The sequence below is a fragment of the Leptospira brenneri genome, assembly GCF_002812125.1.
Taxonomy (GTDB): Bacteria; Spirochaetota; Leptospiria; order Leptospirales; family Leptospiraceae; genus Leptospira_A; species Leptospira_A brenneri.
Window position 1 is genome coordinate 75,344 of sequence record NZ_NPDQ01000007.1, and the last position, 17,880, is coordinate 93,223.

Below are 17,880 nucleotides of genomic sequence, written 5' to 3' on the forward strand. Positions count from 1 at the left end.
AATCTTATAAGACTGGGAAGGTATACCGAAATCTTTTTTTGGAATTCCCGAGATAAGCAAACTCCATTCGAAGATTTTCGATTTGGTTTGCATCGTTCCCACTATCAAAATAAAAACGAATTTCTTTCTCCATAGTTCTACGATAAAAATAGTTCTCCTTGATATAATCATACATTTGGAGATACAACATTTGATCTTCTTTGGATAGTTTTGCATTTGGTTTTTCTGCGCTCCTACTTGCAAACCTTAGTTTTCCATTCAATGTATGCATATTGGCTGATAGTAAAAAATTGAGAGCAGAGGTTTGGTCCATCTGGATCACAAGCGGAAGTTTCACTTGGTTACAATTCCAATAGAAACGAAGGGTTGGTTCCTCAACGTTTACCTCCTTCCAATAAAACTCCATTTCGTTTTTAGTATCACAGAACTCATTTGATTTCTCATCTGAATTGGGGATACGAACGGTGGTTTTTGGAAAAGTAGAAAATACAGTTTGTCTTTCGCTGTAATGGGAAAACACTCCGTGAGGGATCCATACTTTTTCCTCAAGTTTGAGAACCACTTCTCTGGCCTTCCCTTCTCCATTTCGTTTTTTTATTTCCTCATATAGAGACTTAGAGAGTGTATTCACAAACTCGGGAAAAAAACGATCTCCTGCATTTGTTTTTGTGATCGCTTGAAAAATAGTAACATCTGCTAATTCATCCCCAACTAAGTCCCGATACTGCCATAACAAGGATGGAATGAAGGAAAAATCTTTTTTAAAATCGGATTCGATGGTTGCATCATAGTATCCAATCTTTTGATCCAAACGAAAGGTAGAAACTAAAAGTTGGCGTTTGACGGCTTCACATGTTTTGTGAGTGTAAAGTTCTGGATGACCAAGTAAAGAAGCTGCATAATAATCAGAAATTCCTTCCGCCAGAGAGCGACCAATCGCGTTATTTCCCAAATACTTCCCTGTAATCAAATGAGTATATTCATGATAAATGGCATCTGGACAAGATGCAGTGTCGATGATTCTTTCGAAAGCAAATGTATTGAGTATCGGGAAATCCCATTTAGGAGCAAACCACAACTCCGTATTCCAATTGCCTGTAGATTCTGCTGCAGGAATGGTTAATGCAGTATTTTTAAGCGAAACTTTCGAATCCACATAACTAGTCGGCGAATAGGCAAATGGTGCATCAACCCGAACAATTATCTTTGGTTGGAAACTGGTAACTTTATCTTTTGTTCCAGAGAGAATGACTATATTTTTAAATTTGGATTCTATTTTACGAAGTTGGAATCCCAAAGTTAATAATTTCAAATTTCCTTCCACCTTCTCTATAGGGATTGGCCCTTTGTCCAACTCTGAATGGATGGAAAAATTTTCTAAAATATAATGTGTTGGAGATTGAAGACCCAATTCATCTAGTGTTATGTTTTTATGTATGAATCGCTTCCGGCCTTCTTCCCAATCTAAAACTTGGTTTTCCCTTTTTACCTCTGCAGATAAGCCAAAACCAAAAATCAATGTAAAAACAGAAAACAAAATATAGATAACTTGTCTTTTGTTACTTCCTCTAAACTTCATGTTCTTCATTTTTTTATACTCTATCGATTCTATTCTTAAGAAGAGATCTTGTTTCGCATCGCCATTTAAAATGGATGGAAACAAGATCAAATTATTTTTATTTGTGAGATTAAAGAAAGGATTAGAATCCAATTCCTACAGAATCATACATCCCGCCACTCACTATGTTTCCAAATCCACCAGCATGAACCACGAGTCCTACCACTGCAACTACAGTCACAGAAGCTAAAACATTTTCAAAAACTCTAAAGTTTGCTCCATGTAAGTAGTTCCCTGTGGATTTTTTTAATTGAATGGAAGAAACAATTTTATCCATATCTTGGTCGAGAGTTCCTGCAAACTCAGCATTTTTGATCTCTCTACTGATACGAACAAATTCCTCAGGAGTGATATGAGCTTTTAAATACTCATTCGCGTCTTTGTTTGTCATTCCGTTAGTTACAAGAACTTTTGCGACTTCCTTTACACTCATTTGATTTGCTGGTGCAGCGAATGTGACTTGCGAAGCAAACACGATAGCAATTACTAAACTAATTTTCTTTTTCATGTGATTATCCTTTGGATCAAATTTGTTTAGAGGAAATTTTTCAAAATTTCTCTCTCAAACTTGAATCCATCCTACTACGAAAAAGAATGAGAATCGTCTGGATCGATCGAATTGGAATGAAAACTACGACCGGATGGATCGAACTGGATGTTTTTTAAGAATTTTTTCTCTATATTCTCTGGGAGTGGTTCCAGTTTCTTTTTTGAATGCTTCATTAAAGGTAGATTTAGAACCGAAACCTACATCATAGGCAATGGCAAGGAGGGATCTTTCCGGTTCCTTTTCGATTTTTTCCTTTGCTTCATTCACCCGGTAAAGGTTTGTATATTGATAAAAACTAAGTTTGATCTCTGTATTTAAAAATTCGGAAAGTTGGTGAGAACTAAGATCCATTCTTTCTGATAATTCGCGAAGGCTTAGTTTTTCTTCTCGGTAAATCTTTTCTGTTTCGAATAAATCTTGGAGTTTTTGACGAACTTGATTTCGATCTAATTTAGAAATCTGTGAGATTTTTTCTTTCTTTTCCTCTTCTACAATTTTTCGAACTTCCAAAAAGAAATCAGGATAACTTTGTCTTAACACATATAAAAAACATAAAAACAATCCAATGGCGATCCCGGAAAATTGGTGAGCCATTTGGCCTCCATTTGCTAGTGTAACGAGGCCATAAAGTGATAACGCCAAACAAAATCCGACAATGGTAAACCCAATTCTTAATGTATAATTTTTTCTAAATGTACTCCAACGAATCTGCTTTGAAATCCTTCTAAAAATCCGCAACATACACCAAATATAAATCAAAATGATAGGCAAAACCAGAAACAGTGGCCGAGCTAAAAATGGATTCTGGCCTTGGTTCAGAGATTCAAAGTATGATTTTTGATTCAAAAAATTCCAAATGATGATCAAAATAAATAGGGAAACAAGAGGAACAATGCGGTAAGAAAGCCTCCGAAAAGAACGAAACTTTCCTTCTAAAATTGTAAGGAAGTATTCATCAAGTAAAACTCCAAGACAAGCAACGACAGGCAAATCTGTTAAGAATAAGGGATACAACCACTTGATTTTCCCTGAAGAAATTAAGTAAAAATTGAATAAGAAGTAACTAGTTCCCAGGAAAATGATCCCAAGCAGAATTTGTTTTCTATTTTTATGATAACTAAAAAACTCACCGATCGCATACAAGGACCCAAGTAATGCGGAAAATAAAAGGAAAAAATTTAAGTATTCGTTGAAAGATGGGATAGGAGAAGCCATTGGTACACCAGATTAAAAAGATCTAAATCCACTTGATTGTTAAAATTAGACGTAAACGAACAAAGTATCAATCATTACTCTCGTCTCTTTCCTTCTGAAATGGAAATATTTTTCCAAGATGATTTAACACAGGTTCGGAAAACTTCGAACACAATTTGTCCGATTCGATCGAAACCGATTTTTTTATAGGTAAGGATTGATCCACTCAGACGACGATCATTTCTTTTTAAGATATCCTCTAATCATAAAGAGGTACCCAATGTCTTTTGTCAGTTTTTCCGCTCCCGCACCAACTCTCAGAGAAAAAACCAATTTCCCTTTGTCTTCTAAAGATACAATCGATCACAATGCTACTGTCAAAAGTGAAGATAAATCACTTCTGGAAGGAAGTGTTTTATACCATAGTCATTTATCGATTTCTCTATCAGCCATTGATATGACTTTCTATTGGAAAAGATGCGATGTATTGTCCAATTTCATTTCTCAGTTTTATTTTCATTCTTATGAATCAAAACACTTAGACAAAAATGCAATTTCTACCATCATCAACGAACTAGTAGAAAATGCGGCCAAGTATTCTGATAAAGAAAATAGTAAAATTTTTGTAGAGATCAAAGACTTAGGAACAAGTTTACGAGTGGAAGTCAAAAACAGAGTGAGCCCATGGATCAAAGCAATTTTTGAAAACAAAATCCAAATGATCCAATCGGGAAACATAGACCAATTGTATTTTGAGGCGTTGGAATCACGAAATCATGGAACAGGCAATATGGGAATTGGATTACTGATGCTTTTAAAGGATTACCAATTAAAACTAGCATACGAATTTACCAAAATGGACGATTCTAGTTTTGATGTGACCATCCGCGTTCATATCCCAGCAGAACCAGGTTCATCTGATCTTATTTTTCAAAATTAAGATCAGATGTTAATTCAAATCGTTACCATCTTTTTTAAAATGATTTTAGGATTTCGAAAAAACCTGGGAAACTTGTATCTACCCAACTTGTATCATCAAACGTCAGTTCTACGCCAGAAAGTTTGGACAGAATTGCAAAACTCATTGCAATTCTATGATCCATAAAAGTTTCGATGGCACAAGGTTGGATTTTTCCTACTTCACCAAATTCGTATCCATCTTTGGATTCGTTTACAGTGATCCCAAGTCTTTCCAAATTGGAAACCATGGATAAAATACGATCAGATTCCTTAGCTCGGAGTTCTTCTGCATGGGAAATTTGGAATCCACCTTCTGAAAATAAACCAGCAATGGTAAGGATGGGAATTTCATCGATGATGGATGGAATTAAATCTTCTGTGATGACAGTTCTTTTTAGTTTTGAAGGATATACAAGTAAATCACCAATCTCTTCACCACATTCTTGGCGTTTGGCGATAACTTCAATTCGTCCGCCCATATTTTTTAGAACCGTTAAAATTCCGACTCTGGAAGGGTTGAGCCCAATGTTACGAATCAGAAGTGGTTCACTCCCCCCCGCACACAAACCAAAAACAATATAAAAAGCAGCACTTGATATATCTCCAGGAATGACAAACTTAGCACCTTCAAAATGATATGGTGGTTTGACTGTGAAGTGGACGGGTGAATGGTGCTCGATATTCCCACCCAAAAACCGAATCATATTTTCTGTATGATCTCTGGAAACTTCGGCTTCTTTGTATTCGATAGAGATTTCAGAGGAGAGAGCCGCAAGCACCAGCGCACTTTTGATTTGGGCCGAAGCAATGGGGCTTGTATAAGAATAAGTTTTTAATTGTTTTCCTGCGACACGGAGTGGTGCCCGATCATTTCCTTCTACGGAAATAATTTCTGCCCCCATTTCGCGAAGTGGATTCATTATCCTTGCCATAGGCCGTTTGCAGAGAGAGGCGTCCCCAGTCAGCGTGGCCGTGAACCCAGGAAGACCAGCCAAAAGTCCGGCAGAGAGGCGAATTCCTGTCCCAGCATTTCCAAAATCCAAAACCTTTTCCGGAGACTTTAAGTTGTTTTTCCCTGGACTTTGGATGGAATAACTTCCTTTGCCGATGGACTCTACCGAAAGCCCTAAAGACGCAAAACAATTTAAGGTATGAAGAGGATCTTCCCCTTCTAAAAATCCATGAATTTCCGATTTTCCATGGGAGAGTGCACTAAAGAGTACTGATCTATGGGATATAGACTTATCTCCTGGGACATAAATTTCTTTTTTGGCACTTAATTTGATTTGGGGCTTCAACATGTTGTATTTTTCTAAAAAGTATTTTGCAATTTGGTGCTTCTTTATTAGGTTTTGACGGAAACCAAAGTTTCTCGAACGAACAACCAAATGCCTCTAGATACCAGTAAAAATAACCAAAAGATCCCAGTCAATCCAGGTGAAGTCCTTTTCATCGGAGGCAAAGCCTCTACTTCTATGAACATCCTACACGAAGGATCGGTTCGTATAGAGACCACTCTCGGTGATACAAGCATTGTTCTCTATAGTTTGGAAGGGGCAAATCTCACACCAGGTATCTTTGCTCTCCTCGAAGGAACTCCTTACCCTTATACCATCAGAGCTAAAACTTCCTGTGTCATCTCCACGTATGTGATGAACCAACCCAATGCAAAAAAAACTCTCACATCCAAAGTTTCCGTAGGAGTGATGGCAGTTAGAACCTTACTCAAAGAAATTGGAGAACTTTATAAACGGGTGCTTTCGATCAAAGGTCTTGCGGCAAAGTTCGAACAGACCATGGACAATTTAGGTGCCGTCTATTATATTTTAAATCCATCTATTTTTTCTGATGTAAGTCCTGGAGCACTCATCACTCGAGATGAAAACATCATTGATCCTGTGATGAAACTCATCAGAAACAATCTTGCAGGGTTCCAAGAACACGGGGGAATTTTACCGGACAAACCAAGTGTTACTTTTTTAGAAGAAGACCACGGCGAATTCTTTGAAAGAAACTATAGCGAATCTGTTGAATGGAACGATGCAGAATTCCACTTCATTAGAAAAATCCTTTCTGTGAATCCAAAAATTTCACAGGCCTTATTTGAAGCAGATCCAAGCCTATTACAAAGTGCCGCAGAAAGTTATGTGAAAACTTATCGTGAGTTATTTGAAATTTTAAACAAAGAAACATTCGAACTATCAGAAATGTTAAATACAATGTTTGCTGGAGAAAATGCTCTCATTGAAAAATTCAATTTAACATTGGATTTATTTAACACAGGGTATTCTACAATTCCTTCCACTGTTCTATTACCAGTTACCGAATGGGCACTTAAAAAATCCAAATCCCTACTCGAAGAATACAAACAAATTTTTGGTTCTCCTTTTGCTTCAGTCGGAAATAGTTTAGACAAATTAGAAACAAAACAAACGGAACTTACTGGTAAATACAGCCACGAACTTTCAGCACAAAAAAACAAAGAGGAACTTTCCGCGCAGAGCAATGGAACCATTCACGCAGGAATCGATACCAAAGCTCTAAAAACGGAACTTTTAAACTCAGCAAGCCAGATTCTAAACTATTCGCAAGTAGATCCAGAAGCAGTAAAAGAATTTTCGACTCTAATGGTAAAACTGAAATCCTTTAAAAACCCATTGGATCCAGAACCAGACAATAGAAAGATCAGAAGAACGATTGCAAAAACCTATTGGGAAGTTTATAAAAAATCTTTCTCAAAATGGCTTCAGGCAGGAAAACAAGCTCCCAAAGCCGTTGAACTTATGTTACGTTACGGGTACTTCGACGAAACTCTTTTGGATGAAGGCCATATCGTAGAACTTGTTGGTAGGTTACACCAAGGTGGTGGAAATCCAAGTGCACCAATCCATTACGGAACTGATTGGTTAGAAAGAATCTATTCACGCGAAGCCCCTACTTCTGTGGATGAACTAGGACAAACCTTTTTCGAAAAACTAAAAATGGATCTAAAAGATTCAGGAATCAAATCAGAAAAAGACATCCCACCAGATTATGATACAGGAGAAGCAAGACTTGGTTCTGAAATTTCTTCTATGTATGAACCAAACGTAAGATTAACTTCAGGAAACATTGCCAGCCATTTCCCGATTCTAACAAAATACCATATCACAATTCCTTTGGACAAATGTTTTGTTTCCAAAGAAGATGTGGAAAAAGCCCTCCAATATATTTTAAGCGTAGATTACACTGCCTTCAATAGAGAAGTCATTTATAGAAATGAAGAGATTGGAATCAAAAACGAATTCATCCAAAGATCCATCATTCCTGACTTTATCTTAGTTCCATCCATCGGGCCTAAGATCATGATGTGGCAGGATCTTTCGATTTTCCGTGGAGCAGGGTCCAAGGAATCAAGAGGCCGTATTTGTATTCCTCACTTCGTAACAGGTGATTTAAAAACCTTTATGTTGGAAGCCATCGCAGCATTTCGTTGGGAACTTTGTAAAAACATACTTGGTCCCGATTGGAATAACGTGGGGATTCCATCCATCACGGCAGATTACACAGATTATGTGCAGTTTTACAAAAAGAGTAAGGACCTTTCTCCAGAACTCAAAGAAAAGATCTCTTCCGAATTCAAACGTTTCCGTACAGACAGGGATAAATTTGCTTATGATTATTCTATGTGGATTCGGTATGAAGCAGAAGGTGTACAAAGAGTCAATCGTGTCGTCCGATCTATCTTTTACAGACATATCCCTTTCCATAAAAACATCAGAGAAAAAGTAAGTTCACAACCAGCTTATTCAGAATTACACAACCGGTTCAAAAACATTCGAACTCGCCAACATAAAGAATTCGAAAACAAATACAAAAAGTATATGGATGCGAGCGGGAACCTACCCAAAGAGCTCTATGAAAATTTAACTTTTTACGAAGTTTAGTCCTTGCCAATTTCCATAAATGCAACATAATTGCATTTATGGAATCTTCTCAAACATACGATGTAGCCATCATCGGTGGTAGTTTTTCTGGACTTTCCGCCGCACTTTCCCTAGTTCGATCTTTAAGAAAGATCATTGTCATTGATTCCGAAAGGCCCTGTAACAAAAACACACCTGCCTCTCATAACTTCTTCACTCATGATGGAATGACTCCAGGTGAAATTCGTTCCCAAGCATTAAGCGATCTAAAAAAGTATCCTAACTTCCAACTTAGAATCAGCGAAGTAACCAAAATTGAAAAGAAAGACAATTTGTATGTTTTAAAAGGGAGTGGATTCGAAGATATCCAAACAGGAAAAATTATTTTTGCCACAGGACTAAAAGATATCTTACCTGAAATTCCTGGGTTTTCTGAGTCTTGGGGAAAGTCTGTGATCCATTGTCCTTATTGTCACGGTTATGAATATGTGGGAAACAAAACTGGACTTTGGATGAATGAGACAGGAGTATTCGAACATTCTAAATTTCTAAAACACTGGTCAAAAGAATTAACCATTTATACAAACGGTCCTATCCAATTTTCTAAAGAAGAACAAATACAATTGGAAAATGAAAAAGTCCAAATGGTTACAGAAAAAGTAAAGGCTCTCCTTCACAAGGAGGGACAAATTTTTGCCATTCAATTGGATTCAGGAAAAGAAGTTCCAATCGAAGCTTTATACACAAAACTACCGATGGTCCAACATTCTAAGTTACCAGAAGAACTTGGGTGTAACCATCTTCCTAGTGGTCACTTGGAAGTTTCCAATCTTTATGAAACGAGTGTTCCCGGTGTTTATGCTGTGGGAGATATGGCTTCCATGTTTCGATCGGTGGCCCATGCTGTCCATTCAGGAAACATCGCCGGCGCTATGCTCAACCGGTCGATGATCCTCTCCTGATCAAACTTCTTCTACGAAATAAGGTCTTGTGTATTCCCTGACAATTTCCACAACAAATCGACCCCAAGATTTGGGGTCTTCTTGGGAAATATTGACCTGTTTGATTTTTGGAAAATAGGCTGTGGGTTTAAAAACGGAATGGGTAAGTTCCAGGGCCCTGAGGTAATTATCCAACCGTTTTACTTTTACAAAATTGATGATTTCGTTTTGGATTTTTTCTTTCGGAAGGTATCCCACAATGATCATTCGCGGGAATAGGTTTTTTTTGAGAAGTCCGATGAAGTCTTCAAAACTATCCACCCGGTCGATGAATCCTTCGTAAGCACCACCACCCAGGTTCATAATCTGGGTGACAATGTCCATGGAGAAGGAGACCCCTTCCATGGTGGACATATCAGAGATGATGACAAGTCCCTCGTCCGGTTGGAATACCTTAAACATATCAGCACCCTTAAAATGACGACGCAGGAGTTTTGCAGCTGATACATCGATTTCTTGAGCTTTGGCGAGGAGAACCTTCCCTTGAGGGTCTAGGATGGGGTCTCGCGTGATGAGATACCGTTTTTTGACGGCATTTTGGTTCATGACTCGAAAGGCCTTTACTTTTTCCTCGATTTCATCCAAGGTTGAGTATCCAATCTTTAGTACATTTTCCCGTTTGCGTTTCCCGATGTCTGTTTCTTCCATGAAAGCTTGGTGCCTAAATCTTTGTATTGCTTATCCTATGGCAATTCTACCAATGTATAGCATATTTTTGTCTAAGGAATAGAATGAGGTTTAATTTTTCCCTATTTCCCCTACTCTTACTTGTAATTCACTGCTCTACTGTGGATTTCATCCCAGAACCTGATTACAGGCCAAATGATTCCCGTTATAAGGTAAACTCCTGGGAAGAAGTGGAAATCCTCCGTGAACGTCCCAAACGACTCTTTAAAATTGTGGGAGAGATAGTCATTCGTAATACAGAAGACTTGACTTGGGAGGATTATGAACCTCGTGTCAAAAAGGATTTGTTTCGAAGGAAAATTGATGGAGTTTGGATGACAGAAAAAAATCAAACAACAGTTGATTCAGTGACTGTGGAAACTATGGACCAAAAGGGTCGCTCTACCAATTCTTTTCTACAAAAATCAAACCTTCCTAGTTGGAAGGGATATGCATATAGGTACAAATAAAATTTATGCCGAGAATCTTTGACTCAGAAATCTATATTTCACCGAGTGATGAGTGGATCTTCCGTGAAAATCCTATTGATAAAGAAGAAATCCTACAATATTTCCGAAACAATCTTCATGGGAATGGAAAAGGAGTTTATATTGAGAATCAGTTTGGAGAACTCTCAGAACATGGATACATTCGCATTGATGGATGCCCTTGTCATGTCCTTCATGTCGAACCAACGGAGACTGAACTAGTCTTTCATACCGATGACGGAAGAAGTTATCCTTTTGGTGAATTTGAAATTTATGAAACCAGTGATGGTGGTCTTTTGGGCCTACGGTCTGCAGAAGAAAGAATTAAATACCGTTTTACATGGAATGCAGCCAAAGAACTTTCAGATCATTTAGAAGAGGAAGGTGAATCTACCTATTTAGAATGGAAGGGAGTTAAGATGGAAGTTCCGAAATATTTGGGAGAGATTTCCGTCCCTCTCCCAACAGATTTTTCTTAATTCGAAGGAGCTTCCTCGTCAGATTTTAGTTCTCTCCAAAGTTCATTGGCTTCGGAAAAATCTTTTTTTAGAGAAAGTGCTTTGTGAAGGTATTGTAAGGATCTTTCTGGACGGTTCCATAACTTATATAAAGTAGCGAGATTAAAATAAGAAATATGAGGAGCATCATTTCGTTCACAACGAACCGATTTTTTAAGCCAGTAGACAGCTTCTTTATCATTTCCCATCCGTAACAAAAGAACTCCGATTTCATTACATGGATTGCCATATTCATGGTTCAAACTCACCGCTTTGTAGTACGATGCGAGAGCATCACTCCATTGGCCGAGGGCATTTTGAACCAATCCTAAGTAAAAATAAGCTTCTTCGGATTCTTCCAATTCCAAACTGGAACGAAGGTGAAACTCGGCTCGGTCTAAGTCACCGACTTTAAAATGGTCTTTTGCTAAATCTAAGGAAAGTTGGAAAGAACTAGAAGACAATGAGATCCTCACCTGTTTTCTTTCATTTTCGGAACTCTTTACAATATCCCTAAAACTAATTTTATTTTTTCAAAGACAAAATCAATTCTTCTGCGATTTGCGAAGCAGTCAGTCGGTAATGATCCAAAATTTGGTTCCTTTCTCCATGATGGATGGGTTCTGGCGGCAAGGCAAAGGTCTTTAAAAACTTACCAAGTAAATCAGAAGGAATCTCATTCAAAAGAAAACCGGAAGCACCAGCATGAATATAACTTTCATCTAAAATGACAAATCTTTGGTTCTTGCCAATTTGTCCATGGACAAGTTCTGTATCATAAGGGCGTAACCAAAATAGATCCACAACAGAAACCGAGATCCCTTGTTGTTTTAAATTCTCAGCCACCGAATTTGCAATCGGTAACATAAACCCAATAGATAAAATAAGTAAGTCTTTTCCTTCCGAAACCAATCGGCCTTTTGCCTTCGTGACATGGCGTGGCGCATCAAACTTTAACTCGCGTAAGTCGCCATTATCTTTAGGAAAACGAATTGCTATTGGATGCTCCGTATAGTCTTTCATAAAATAAAGACTATCAATGATATCTTGGGCAGAACTTGGAACAATGATATCCATGTTGGGAAGTCCTGCTAAATAACCAAGATCCGAAAGACCTTGGTGGGTTTCCCCATCAGGACCCACAATCCCAGCCCGATCGATCACAAACCGAACCGGTAAATTCATAAGGGATACATCTTCCACAAGTTGGTCCATCGCCCGAGTCAGGAATGTGGAATAAATACACATAAAAGGAATGGCACCACCACTTGTCATGGCACCAGCAAATGCTACGGAATGTTGTTCGGCAATTCCTACATCAAAGGTATGTTCTGGGTATGCCTCTTCGTATTCCCGAAGCCCTGAACCTTCAATCATCGCAGGGGTAATCACAGCGATACGTTTGTCTTTATCGGTAAGGTCAGTAAGAGTTTTTCCAACAATCTTAGAAAGACTAATTTTATTGGAATCAGAAGAAGCCATCTTTCCCGACTCTTTGTTAAACGGTGTCACACCATGGTATTTGATGGGATCGGCTTCGGCTGGTTTGTATCCTTTTCCTTTTTGTGTTAGTACATGCAAAAGGATTGGGCCTTGGATTTTAGAAAGGTTCTGAAGCATATGAACCACTCGATTCACATCATGACCATCAATCGGTCCAAAATAAGTGAATCCTAAATCTTCAAAAAGCCCACCAGGACGCATCATAAAATGTTTAAACGAGGTTTCCATATTATGAGCAAGGGCTTGTAAGGCAGGCCCAATGAGCGGGATCCATTTTAAAAAACTATAAAATGCCGTCTTACCTCTGTTATAAACTTGAGATGAGATGATACGATTTAAATAATTCGAAATGGAACCCACATTTTTGGAAATCGACATATAGTTATCATTCAAAATGACAAGCATATTCGGTTTGATATGGCCGCCATGGTTCATGGCTTCAATGGCCATTCCCGTAGCAATGGAGGCGTCTCCAATCACTGCAGCAACTTTATAGTCTTTGCCTAGTAGATCACGGGCACAAGCCTCACCAAGTGCTTGGGAAATAGAAGTCCCCGCATGGCCTGTGTTGTATAAATCGTACTCCGATTCTTCTCGTTTAGGGAACCCAGAAAGTCCTTTCCATTTTCGAACGGTGGGGAGTTCTTTTTTTCGACCAGTAAGGATTTTATGAGGATAGGTTTGGTGGCCCACATCCCAGATGATTTTGTCCTGGGGGGTCTGGAAAACATAGTGAAGGGCTACTGTGAGTTCCACAACGCCTAAATTGCTGGCGAAGTGCCCTCCCACGTCGGAGAGGGTGTCAATGATGTATTCCCGAAGGTCATGGCAGACCTTGGGGAGTTCTGCTTCTGTTATCTTTCTAAGGTCTTCGGGAAATTCAATTTTGTCAAGATAAGGGTAAGATGGCATGTAAACTTCATGTTGCCGCCTTTTGGAGAGGCCGCTTCATTTTCTCCATATCTTCTGGGTTTGTGATTCCAAGCAATTCGTAAATCCGAACAGGTTGGGTTTTTCCTTTTACTCGCACTAAATCTAATTCCCTGGCAACCACCCGATCCTTTACTTTTTCGTAAGTATACTCAGAGATGATGACGTTGGTGGTGTACATTTTATTGGACCCTTCCAAACGGGAGCCTAAGTTGATTGTGTCCCCCATACAGGTGTATTCCATCCTATGTGAGGAACCCATATTTCCCACAACCGCTGGACCTGAATTCAGACCACAACCAATATCGATCACAGGAACATTTCGTTCTGCCCATTTTTGTTGGAGGACTTTTAAATAATCAAGCTGTGCTAGTGCAGCAACACAAGCGTAGTACGCATGGTCTTCTAAAGGAACCGGTGCTCCCCAGAATGCCATAATCGCATCTCCCATATACTTATCAATGGTTCCCTTGTATTCAATGATGATGTCCGTCATTGCTGATAGGTATTCGTTGAGCAACTTCACTAAATCTTCCGGTCCTAATTGTTCAGAGATGGTGGTAAACCCACGAACGTCAGAGAAGAAAATTGTGATTTCTCGTTTCGATCCACCCAGAGCTAAATTGTCAGGGTGTTTGAGGAGTTCATCCACAACGTCTTTCGATACGAATTTAGAAAAAGTCTGACGGATGTATTTTACGTTTTCTTCTTCTGTTAAGATCCTAAATCCGATGATGGCCACAAAAACCACAATTTGTTCGATGGTCACTGAAGGAAGGACTGTGATGAGATTAAACGTTTGGAAAATATAAAGCGCAGCAACCACATAGAGTAATAACTGAGTTAACATAATCACAAAACCGATATGTGTTTTTACCCTTGGTTGTAAAAAACCAATCATCACACCAAGGCCCACATAAATTAGAAAAATCCCCCAGTTGGGAACTGTGGATAAAAAGTCCTGGTTTAAGATGGTATTGATTGCATGGGCGTGGTGTTCGATTCCGGACATATCACCAAACGGAGATAAGTGGGAGTCTTTAGAAGCTCCGCGACCCGTTGCATAATACATAGCAACTAGGAAAATTTTGTTATTGATTTGGTTGGCTTCGAGTAATTCAGCATCCCAGTCATTGGTAACTTCAAAAATTTCGTTTTGTTTGAAAGAGTAACGGCCACCCACGAAGTTGATTTCCATTTGGCCTTCCCAGTCAATGGGAATCACAACTTCTCTTTTCTCATTCGGACTTTGCATTACATCTCTTTCTTCGAACTTACGTTCTTTGATGTTGAACTCGCGAATGATTTTGTTTGGAATGTTGGACAATTTAACATAGTGTCCCATATTCACTTCTACATCTCTTTGTACATCAATGCCGTAGTATTTACAAACAATGAGTAAGTCGATGGATGGGAAATATTCTGTTTCTCTGTCCCGACCAGAGTTATAAACCTTTACCACAAGTGGCATTTTACGGTTCAAACCAGATTCGTCTTTTTTTACGTTCGCAAAACCAAGACCAGCTGACAATTCACCAATTGGTTCAATCGGAGGCTGAGGAAATTTCACCCAGGAAATTCCCGCATCGTTTTCATCAATTACGTTTTTCAATTGGAACTTACGAAGGATATCAATTCGTTTTTCTAAATTGAGAACCGCTTCTTTTGATTCCGCACTGACTTCCATAGGGTAGTCAAAGAGGACATTCCGGTTCTTTTGAAGAGCGGCTGCCATCTCTTCTGATTGACCGGGTTTGTAATCTACGAAGAAAATATCGAACATTAGAATGTTATTCGATTCTTTAAATGTATCAATGATATCAGCATAGTAACCCCAAGGTAAAGGCCAAGTCCCTTGTAGTTTTTCTAATGATTCTGTTGTGATACCAATGATATTGATATCCTTACGAGCCTTAGCTGGAGGTTGGAACTGGATGTATTCGATGCGACCCGTATCACCTTCACTTTCTGTTTTGGTATTTGATCCACGTAGGAATTGAAAACGAGTCGAAACGGAATTCTCTTCCAAATCTTTTAGAGGTTGGAAGGTATTTACCATAGCATACATAAAAATGGCAATTACATAGGACAACCAAATGGCACCTGACTTTTGTTTATCTTTAGATACCTTTTCAATCGTTTTATAGACAAAGTAAGAAGATGCGAGTAAGGCAAGTAAACCGCCAATCAGGAAGGAAAATTCATATTCCCATCCTGTCATTACGACAGAAATGATCACACCGAGTGAACCTAGGGTGGCGACGGTAACACTGAGATAGTCCAAAATCGAAAGCGATTTTGATTCTTTGTCGGACATAGAGCCTCTTTATTCGTTTGGGAATTTCCGACCATTTTCCCGGAATTTTTAAAGAGACTCAAATGTTTTTGGTAAGTGCGGGAAAAAAATTTAGGAAATGGCAGCCCGAATCTTAGAAATATAATCTGCCAGTGCCGAAACTGCCTTCGAACGATCCGTCCCGTTTTCTTCTATGACCCTTTGGATGGCAGAACCAATGATGATCCCATCTGCATACTGAGAAATTTGGTTGGCTTGGTCCGGAGTTGAAATTCCAAATCCAGCACATATCGGTAGTCGGATGGTTTCTTTTAAAAATCGAATCCTTTCCTGTAAATCCACCGAGAACTCCCTTCTCTCTCCCGTCACTCCAAAAGAGGTTACATAGTAAATGAAACCAGAGGAGGTTTTAGAAAGGGCTTGGATTCTCTTTTTTTCGGAAGCAGGCGTCACTAAGTGGATAAGATCCATATCACGAGCTTTTAATTCCCGAAATAAGGTTTCACTTTCATCCGTATCAAAGGGCAAATCAGGAATCACAAGTCCAATGATTCCCGACTCTTTGGCCCGGTCCAAAAATTTCGAAATCCCACAATGGTAAATGGGATTGAAATAAGTAAGATAAACAAGAGGGGTCTCAGGTTTGTGATCGTGAATCGCTTTTGTCACACGAAAAATTTCATCAAAAGAAAAACGATTCTTTAAAGATCTAGCAACTGCTCTTTGGATCACAGGGCCATCGGCAACAGGATCCGAAAAAGGAATTCCTAATTCCAAAATATCGGCTCCATTGTCTAAAATGGTTTTTCCAAACTCAATCGAATCATTGTAGTTTGGATCCCCTAAGGTAAAATACGGAATAAAAGCAGATTTGAATTTTCCACTTTCAAATAATGATTTTATTTTACTCATTTGTTTTTTTCACCCAGTAGCCGTAAAACTTCCGTTACGTCCTTATCCCCTCGCCCGGAAAGACAAATGATTAAATCTTTTTTCTTTCCAAGATCCTTGGCAACTTCTCTCGCAACATGAAAAGCATGGGCAGTTTCAAGTGCTGGAATGATTCCCTCCACACGAGTGACTTCCAAAAAGGAATCTAATGCTTGTTCGTCTGTCACCATCCGGTAATCCACCCTTCCAATCTTAGAAAGATGAGCATGTTCTGGGCCCACTCCAGGATAATCTAACCCAGCGGATACAGAATGAGCTGGAACAATTTGACCAGACTCATCTTGGATAATGAGGGTTTTTGTACCATGTAAAAATCCTGTTTTCCCATAAGTTAATGTTGCAGAGTGTTCTCCTGGTTTGGGACCAAGTCCACCAGCTTCTGCTCCATAGATAGCAACTTGTTTGTCTTTCAAAAATGCATGGAACATTCCTATAGAATTGGATCCACCACCGACACAGGCAACAATCGCACTGGGGAGTTTTTTATTTTGTTTTTTAAACTGAGACCTTGCCTCTGTTCCAATGACTGCTTGAAAATCACGAACAATCGTAGGGAAAGGATGAGGTCCAATGGCAGAACCAACAATGTAATGTGTAGTGGAAACATTGAGTGCCCAGTCTCGCATCGCCTCACTAGTTGCCTCTTTAAGAGTGGCTTCTCCTGCAGTGACCGGAAGGATTTTAGCACCTAACATCTCAATTTTTTTAGCATTGAGATTTTGCCTCTCAACATCTACTGCCCCCATATAGACAACGGTTTCCATTCCAAACATAGCACCCACCGTTGCTGTCGCAAGACCGTGTTGACCAGCTCCCGTTTCTGCAATGATGCGTTTTTTTCCCATGAACTTAGCAATTAACGCCTGTCCAATGGCATTATTAATTTTATGTGCACCTGTATGATTAAGATCTTCGCGTTTGAGCCAGATACGAGCACCTCCCCATTGTTTGGTGAGACGTTCTGCATAAGTCAGAGGACTAGGTCTTCCAACATAGTTTCTTAAATAGTATTCAAGTTCCTTTTTGAACTTTTTACTTTTCTTTAACTTTTGATAGGTGGATTCAAGTTCTTCTAATGCTTCCGTCAAAATCTCAGGAGAGTAACGGCCGCCGAATTCACCAAAATATCCAGGTAGGTTTTTGCCCATATATCCCATGATGAGGGGATGGGCGAATATGAAAACTGCTTCTTTTGCGGGGGGTGGGGGTTTTTGGGTACACTCTCCCCGCCCTGACTTAAGGGTGGGGAACTAGACCCGCCACCCAATGGCTCCCTTCTATCACAAAGCCTTAATTCCTACCACCGCTTACCCTGGTTCTG

At 39.2% G+C, this 17,880-nt stretch carries 15 protein-coding genes; 5 read left to right on the forward strand and 10 right to left on the reverse strand.

The genetic code is table 11. From position 1 onward, the window contains the following. Positions 1 to 4: 4 nt before the first annotated feature. The 3 genes from CH361_RS14895 to CH361_RS14905 all read right to left on the reverse strand — a co-directional run bounded on the left by CH361_RS14895 (position 5) and on the right by CH361_RS14905 (position 3,383). Positions 5 to 1,579, reverse strand: a complete 1,575-nt coding sequence (locus tag CH361_RS14895; protein ID WP_244279904.1) for a hypothetical protein — start codon at positions 1,577 to 1,579, stop codon at positions 5 to 7. A gap of 121 nt (positions 1,580 to 1,700) precedes the next feature. Beyond that, positions 1,701 to 2,126: a hypothetical protein gene (locus tag CH361_RS14900; RefSeq protein WP_100791609.1), complete on the reverse strand. Its 426-nt coding sequence runs from the start codon at positions 2,124 to 2,126 to the stop codon at positions 1,701 to 1,703. A 123-nt stretch (positions 2,127 to 2,249) separates the two neighbouring features. Then, entirely contained in the window at positions 2,250 to 3,383 is a 1,134-nt protein-coding gene (locus tag CH361_RS14905; protein WP_100791610.1) for a helix-turn-helix domain-containing protein, read from the reverse strand. Positions 3,384 to 3,642: 259 nt separating this feature from the next. Between CH361_RS14905 and CH361_RS14910 the strand changes: the two genes are divergently transcribed. Further along, positions 3,643 to 4,302, forward strand: a complete 660-nt coding sequence (locus CH361_RS14910) for a DUF6272 family protein (RefSeq protein ID WP_100791611.1) — start codon at positions 3,643 to 3,645, stop codon at positions 4,300 to 4,302. A 34-nt stretch (positions 4,303 to 4,336) separates the two neighbouring features. On the opposite strand, the gene aroA is transcribed toward CH361_RS14910, so the two are convergent. Further along, the gene (gene aroA, locus CH361_RS14915) at positions 4,337 to 5,623 is read right to left on the reverse strand and encodes a 3-phosphoshikimate 1-carboxyvinyltransferase (RefSeq protein ID WP_100791797.1); all 1,287 of its coding nucleotides are present in this window, start codon (positions 5,621 to 5,623) and stop codon (positions 4,337 to 4,339) included. Positions 5,624 to 5,710: 87 nt separating this feature from the next. Between aroA and CH361_RS14920 the strand changes: the two genes are divergently transcribed. Both CH361_RS14920 and CH361_RS14925 read left to right on the forward strand, forming a co-directional pair. Next, positions 5,711 to 8,248 (forward strand): cyclic nucleotide-binding domain-containing protein, encoded by a 2,538-nt coding sequence (locus tag CH361_RS14920; protein WP_100791612.1) that lies wholly within the window; start codon positions 5,711 to 5,713, stop codon positions 8,246 to 8,248. Between the two features lie 38 nt (positions 8,249 to 8,286). After that, on the forward strand, positions 8,287 to 9,189 hold the full coding sequence (locus tag CH361_RS14925) for an NAD(P)/FAD-dependent oxidoreductase (protein WP_100791613.1): 903 nt from the start codon (positions 8,287 to 8,289) through the stop codon (positions 9,187 to 9,189). Here the strand turns inward: CH361_RS14925 and CH361_RS14930 are convergent, their stop codons facing one another. Beyond that, complete coding sequence (locus tag CH361_RS14930; protein WP_100791614.1) at positions 9,190 to 9,876, reverse strand: hypothetical protein; 687 nt, start codon at positions 9,874 to 9,876, stop codon at positions 9,190 to 9,192. An 83-nt stretch (positions 9,877 to 9,959) separates the two neighbouring features. On the opposite strand from CH361_RS14930, the gene CH361_RS14935 reads away from it, so the two are divergent. Together CH361_RS14935 and CH361_RS14940 are read left to right on the forward strand one after the other, a co-directional pair. Further along, positions 9,960 to 10,364, forward strand: a complete 405-nt coding sequence (locus CH361_RS14935) for a hypothetical protein (RefSeq protein ID WP_100791615.1) — start codon at positions 9,960 to 9,962, stop codon at positions 10,362 to 10,364. A 5-nt stretch (positions 10,365 to 10,369) separates the two neighbouring features. After that, complete coding sequence (locus tag CH361_RS14940) at positions 10,370 to 10,861, forward strand: hypothetical protein (RefSeq protein ID WP_100791616.1); 492 nt, start codon at positions 10,370 to 10,372, stop codon at positions 10,859 to 10,861. On the opposite strand, the gene CH361_RS14945 is transcribed toward CH361_RS14940, so the two are convergent. The 5 genes from CH361_RS14945 to trpB all read right to left on the reverse strand — a co-directional run bounded on the left by CH361_RS14945 (position 10,858) and on the right by trpB (position 17,707). Then, complete coding sequence (locus tag CH361_RS14945; RefSeq protein ID WP_100791617.1) at positions 10,858 to 11,343, reverse strand: tetratricopeptide repeat protein; 486 nt, start codon at positions 11,341 to 11,343, stop codon at positions 10,858 to 10,860. The genes CH361_RS14940 and CH361_RS14945 overlap by 4 nt on opposite strands. A 61-nt stretch (positions 11,344 to 11,404) precedes the next feature. Then, the gene (dxs, locus tag CH361_RS14950) at positions 11,405 to 13,294 is read right to left on the reverse strand and encodes a 1-deoxy-D-xylulose-5-phosphate synthase (protein WP_100791618.1); all 1,890 of its coding nucleotides are present in this window, start codon (positions 13,292 to 13,294) and stop codon (positions 11,405 to 11,407) included. 7 nt (positions 13,295 to 13,301) lie between these two features. After that, positions 13,302 to 15,629, reverse strand: a complete 2,328-nt coding sequence (locus CH361_RS14955; RefSeq protein ID WP_100791619.1) for an adenylate/guanylate cyclase domain-containing protein — start codon at positions 15,627 to 15,629, stop codon at positions 13,302 to 13,304. Between the two features lie 90 nt (positions 15,630 to 15,719). Next, the gene (gene trpA, locus CH361_RS14960) at positions 15,720 to 16,520 is read right to left on the reverse strand and encodes a tryptophan synthase subunit alpha (protein ID WP_100791620.1); all 801 of its coding nucleotides are present in this window, start codon (positions 16,518 to 16,520) and stop codon (positions 15,720 to 15,722) included. Continuing rightward, entirely contained in the window at positions 16,517 to 17,707 is a 1,191-nt protein-coding gene (gene trpB, locus CH361_RS14965; protein ID WP_100791798.1) for a tryptophan synthase subunit beta, read from the reverse strand. The genes trpA and trpB overlap by 4 nt, the downstream gene beginning before the upstream one ends. Between the last annotated feature and the right edge of the window lie 173 nt (positions 17,708 to 17,880).

Coding starts and splice junctions, on each gene's coding strand:
- CH361_RS14895 (WP_244279904.1), bottom strand. CDS start 1,579: ATGAAGTTTAGAGGAAGTAACAAAAGACAAGTTATCTATATTTTGTTT.
- CH361_RS14900 (WP_100791609.1), bottom strand. CDS start 2,126: ATGAAAAAGAAAATTAGTTTAGTAATTGCTATCGTGTTTGCTTCGCAA.
- CH361_RS14905 (WP_100791610.1), bottom strand. CDS start 3,383: ATGGCTTCTCCTATCCCATCTTTCAACGAATACTTAAATTTTTTCCTT.
- CH361_RS14910 (WP_100791611.1), top strand. CDS start 3,643: ATGTCTTTTGTCAGTTTTTCCGCTCCCGCACCAACTCTCAGAGAAAAA.
- aroA (WP_100791797.1), bottom strand. CDS start 5,623: ATGTTGAAGCCCCAAATCAAATTAAGTGCCAAAAAAGAAATTTATGTC.
- CH361_RS14920 (WP_100791612.1), top strand. CDS start 5,711: ATGCCTCTAGATACCAGTAAAAATAACCAAAAGATCCCAGTCAATCCA.
- CH361_RS14925 (WP_100791613.1), top strand. CDS start 8,287: ATGGAATCTTCTCAAACATACGATGTAGCCATCATCGGTGGTAGTTTT.
- CH361_RS14930 (WP_100791614.1), bottom strand. CDS start 9,876: ATGGAAGAAACAGACATCGGGAAACGCAAACGGGAAAATGTACTAAAG.
- CH361_RS14935 (WP_100791615.1), top strand. CDS start 9,960: ATGAGGTTTAATTTTTCCCTATTTCCCCTACTCTTACTTGTAATTCAC.
- CH361_RS14940 (WP_100791616.1), top strand. CDS start 10,370: ATGCCGAGAATCTTTGACTCAGAAATCTATATTTCACCGAGTGATGAG.
- dxs (WP_100791618.1), bottom strand. CDS start 13,294: ATGCCATCTTACCCTTATCTTGACAAAATTGAATTTCCCGAAGACCTT.
- CH361_RS14955 (WP_100791619.1), bottom strand. CDS start 15,629: ATGTCCGACAAAGAATCAAAATCGCTTTCGATTTTGGACTATCTCAGT.
- trpA (WP_100791620.1), bottom strand. CDS start 16,520: ATGAGTAAAATAAAATCATTATTTGAAAGTGGAAAATTCAAATCTGCT.
- trpB (WP_100791798.1), bottom strand. CDS start 17,707: ATGGGCAAAAACCTACCTGGATATTTTGGTGAATTCGGCGGCCGTTAC.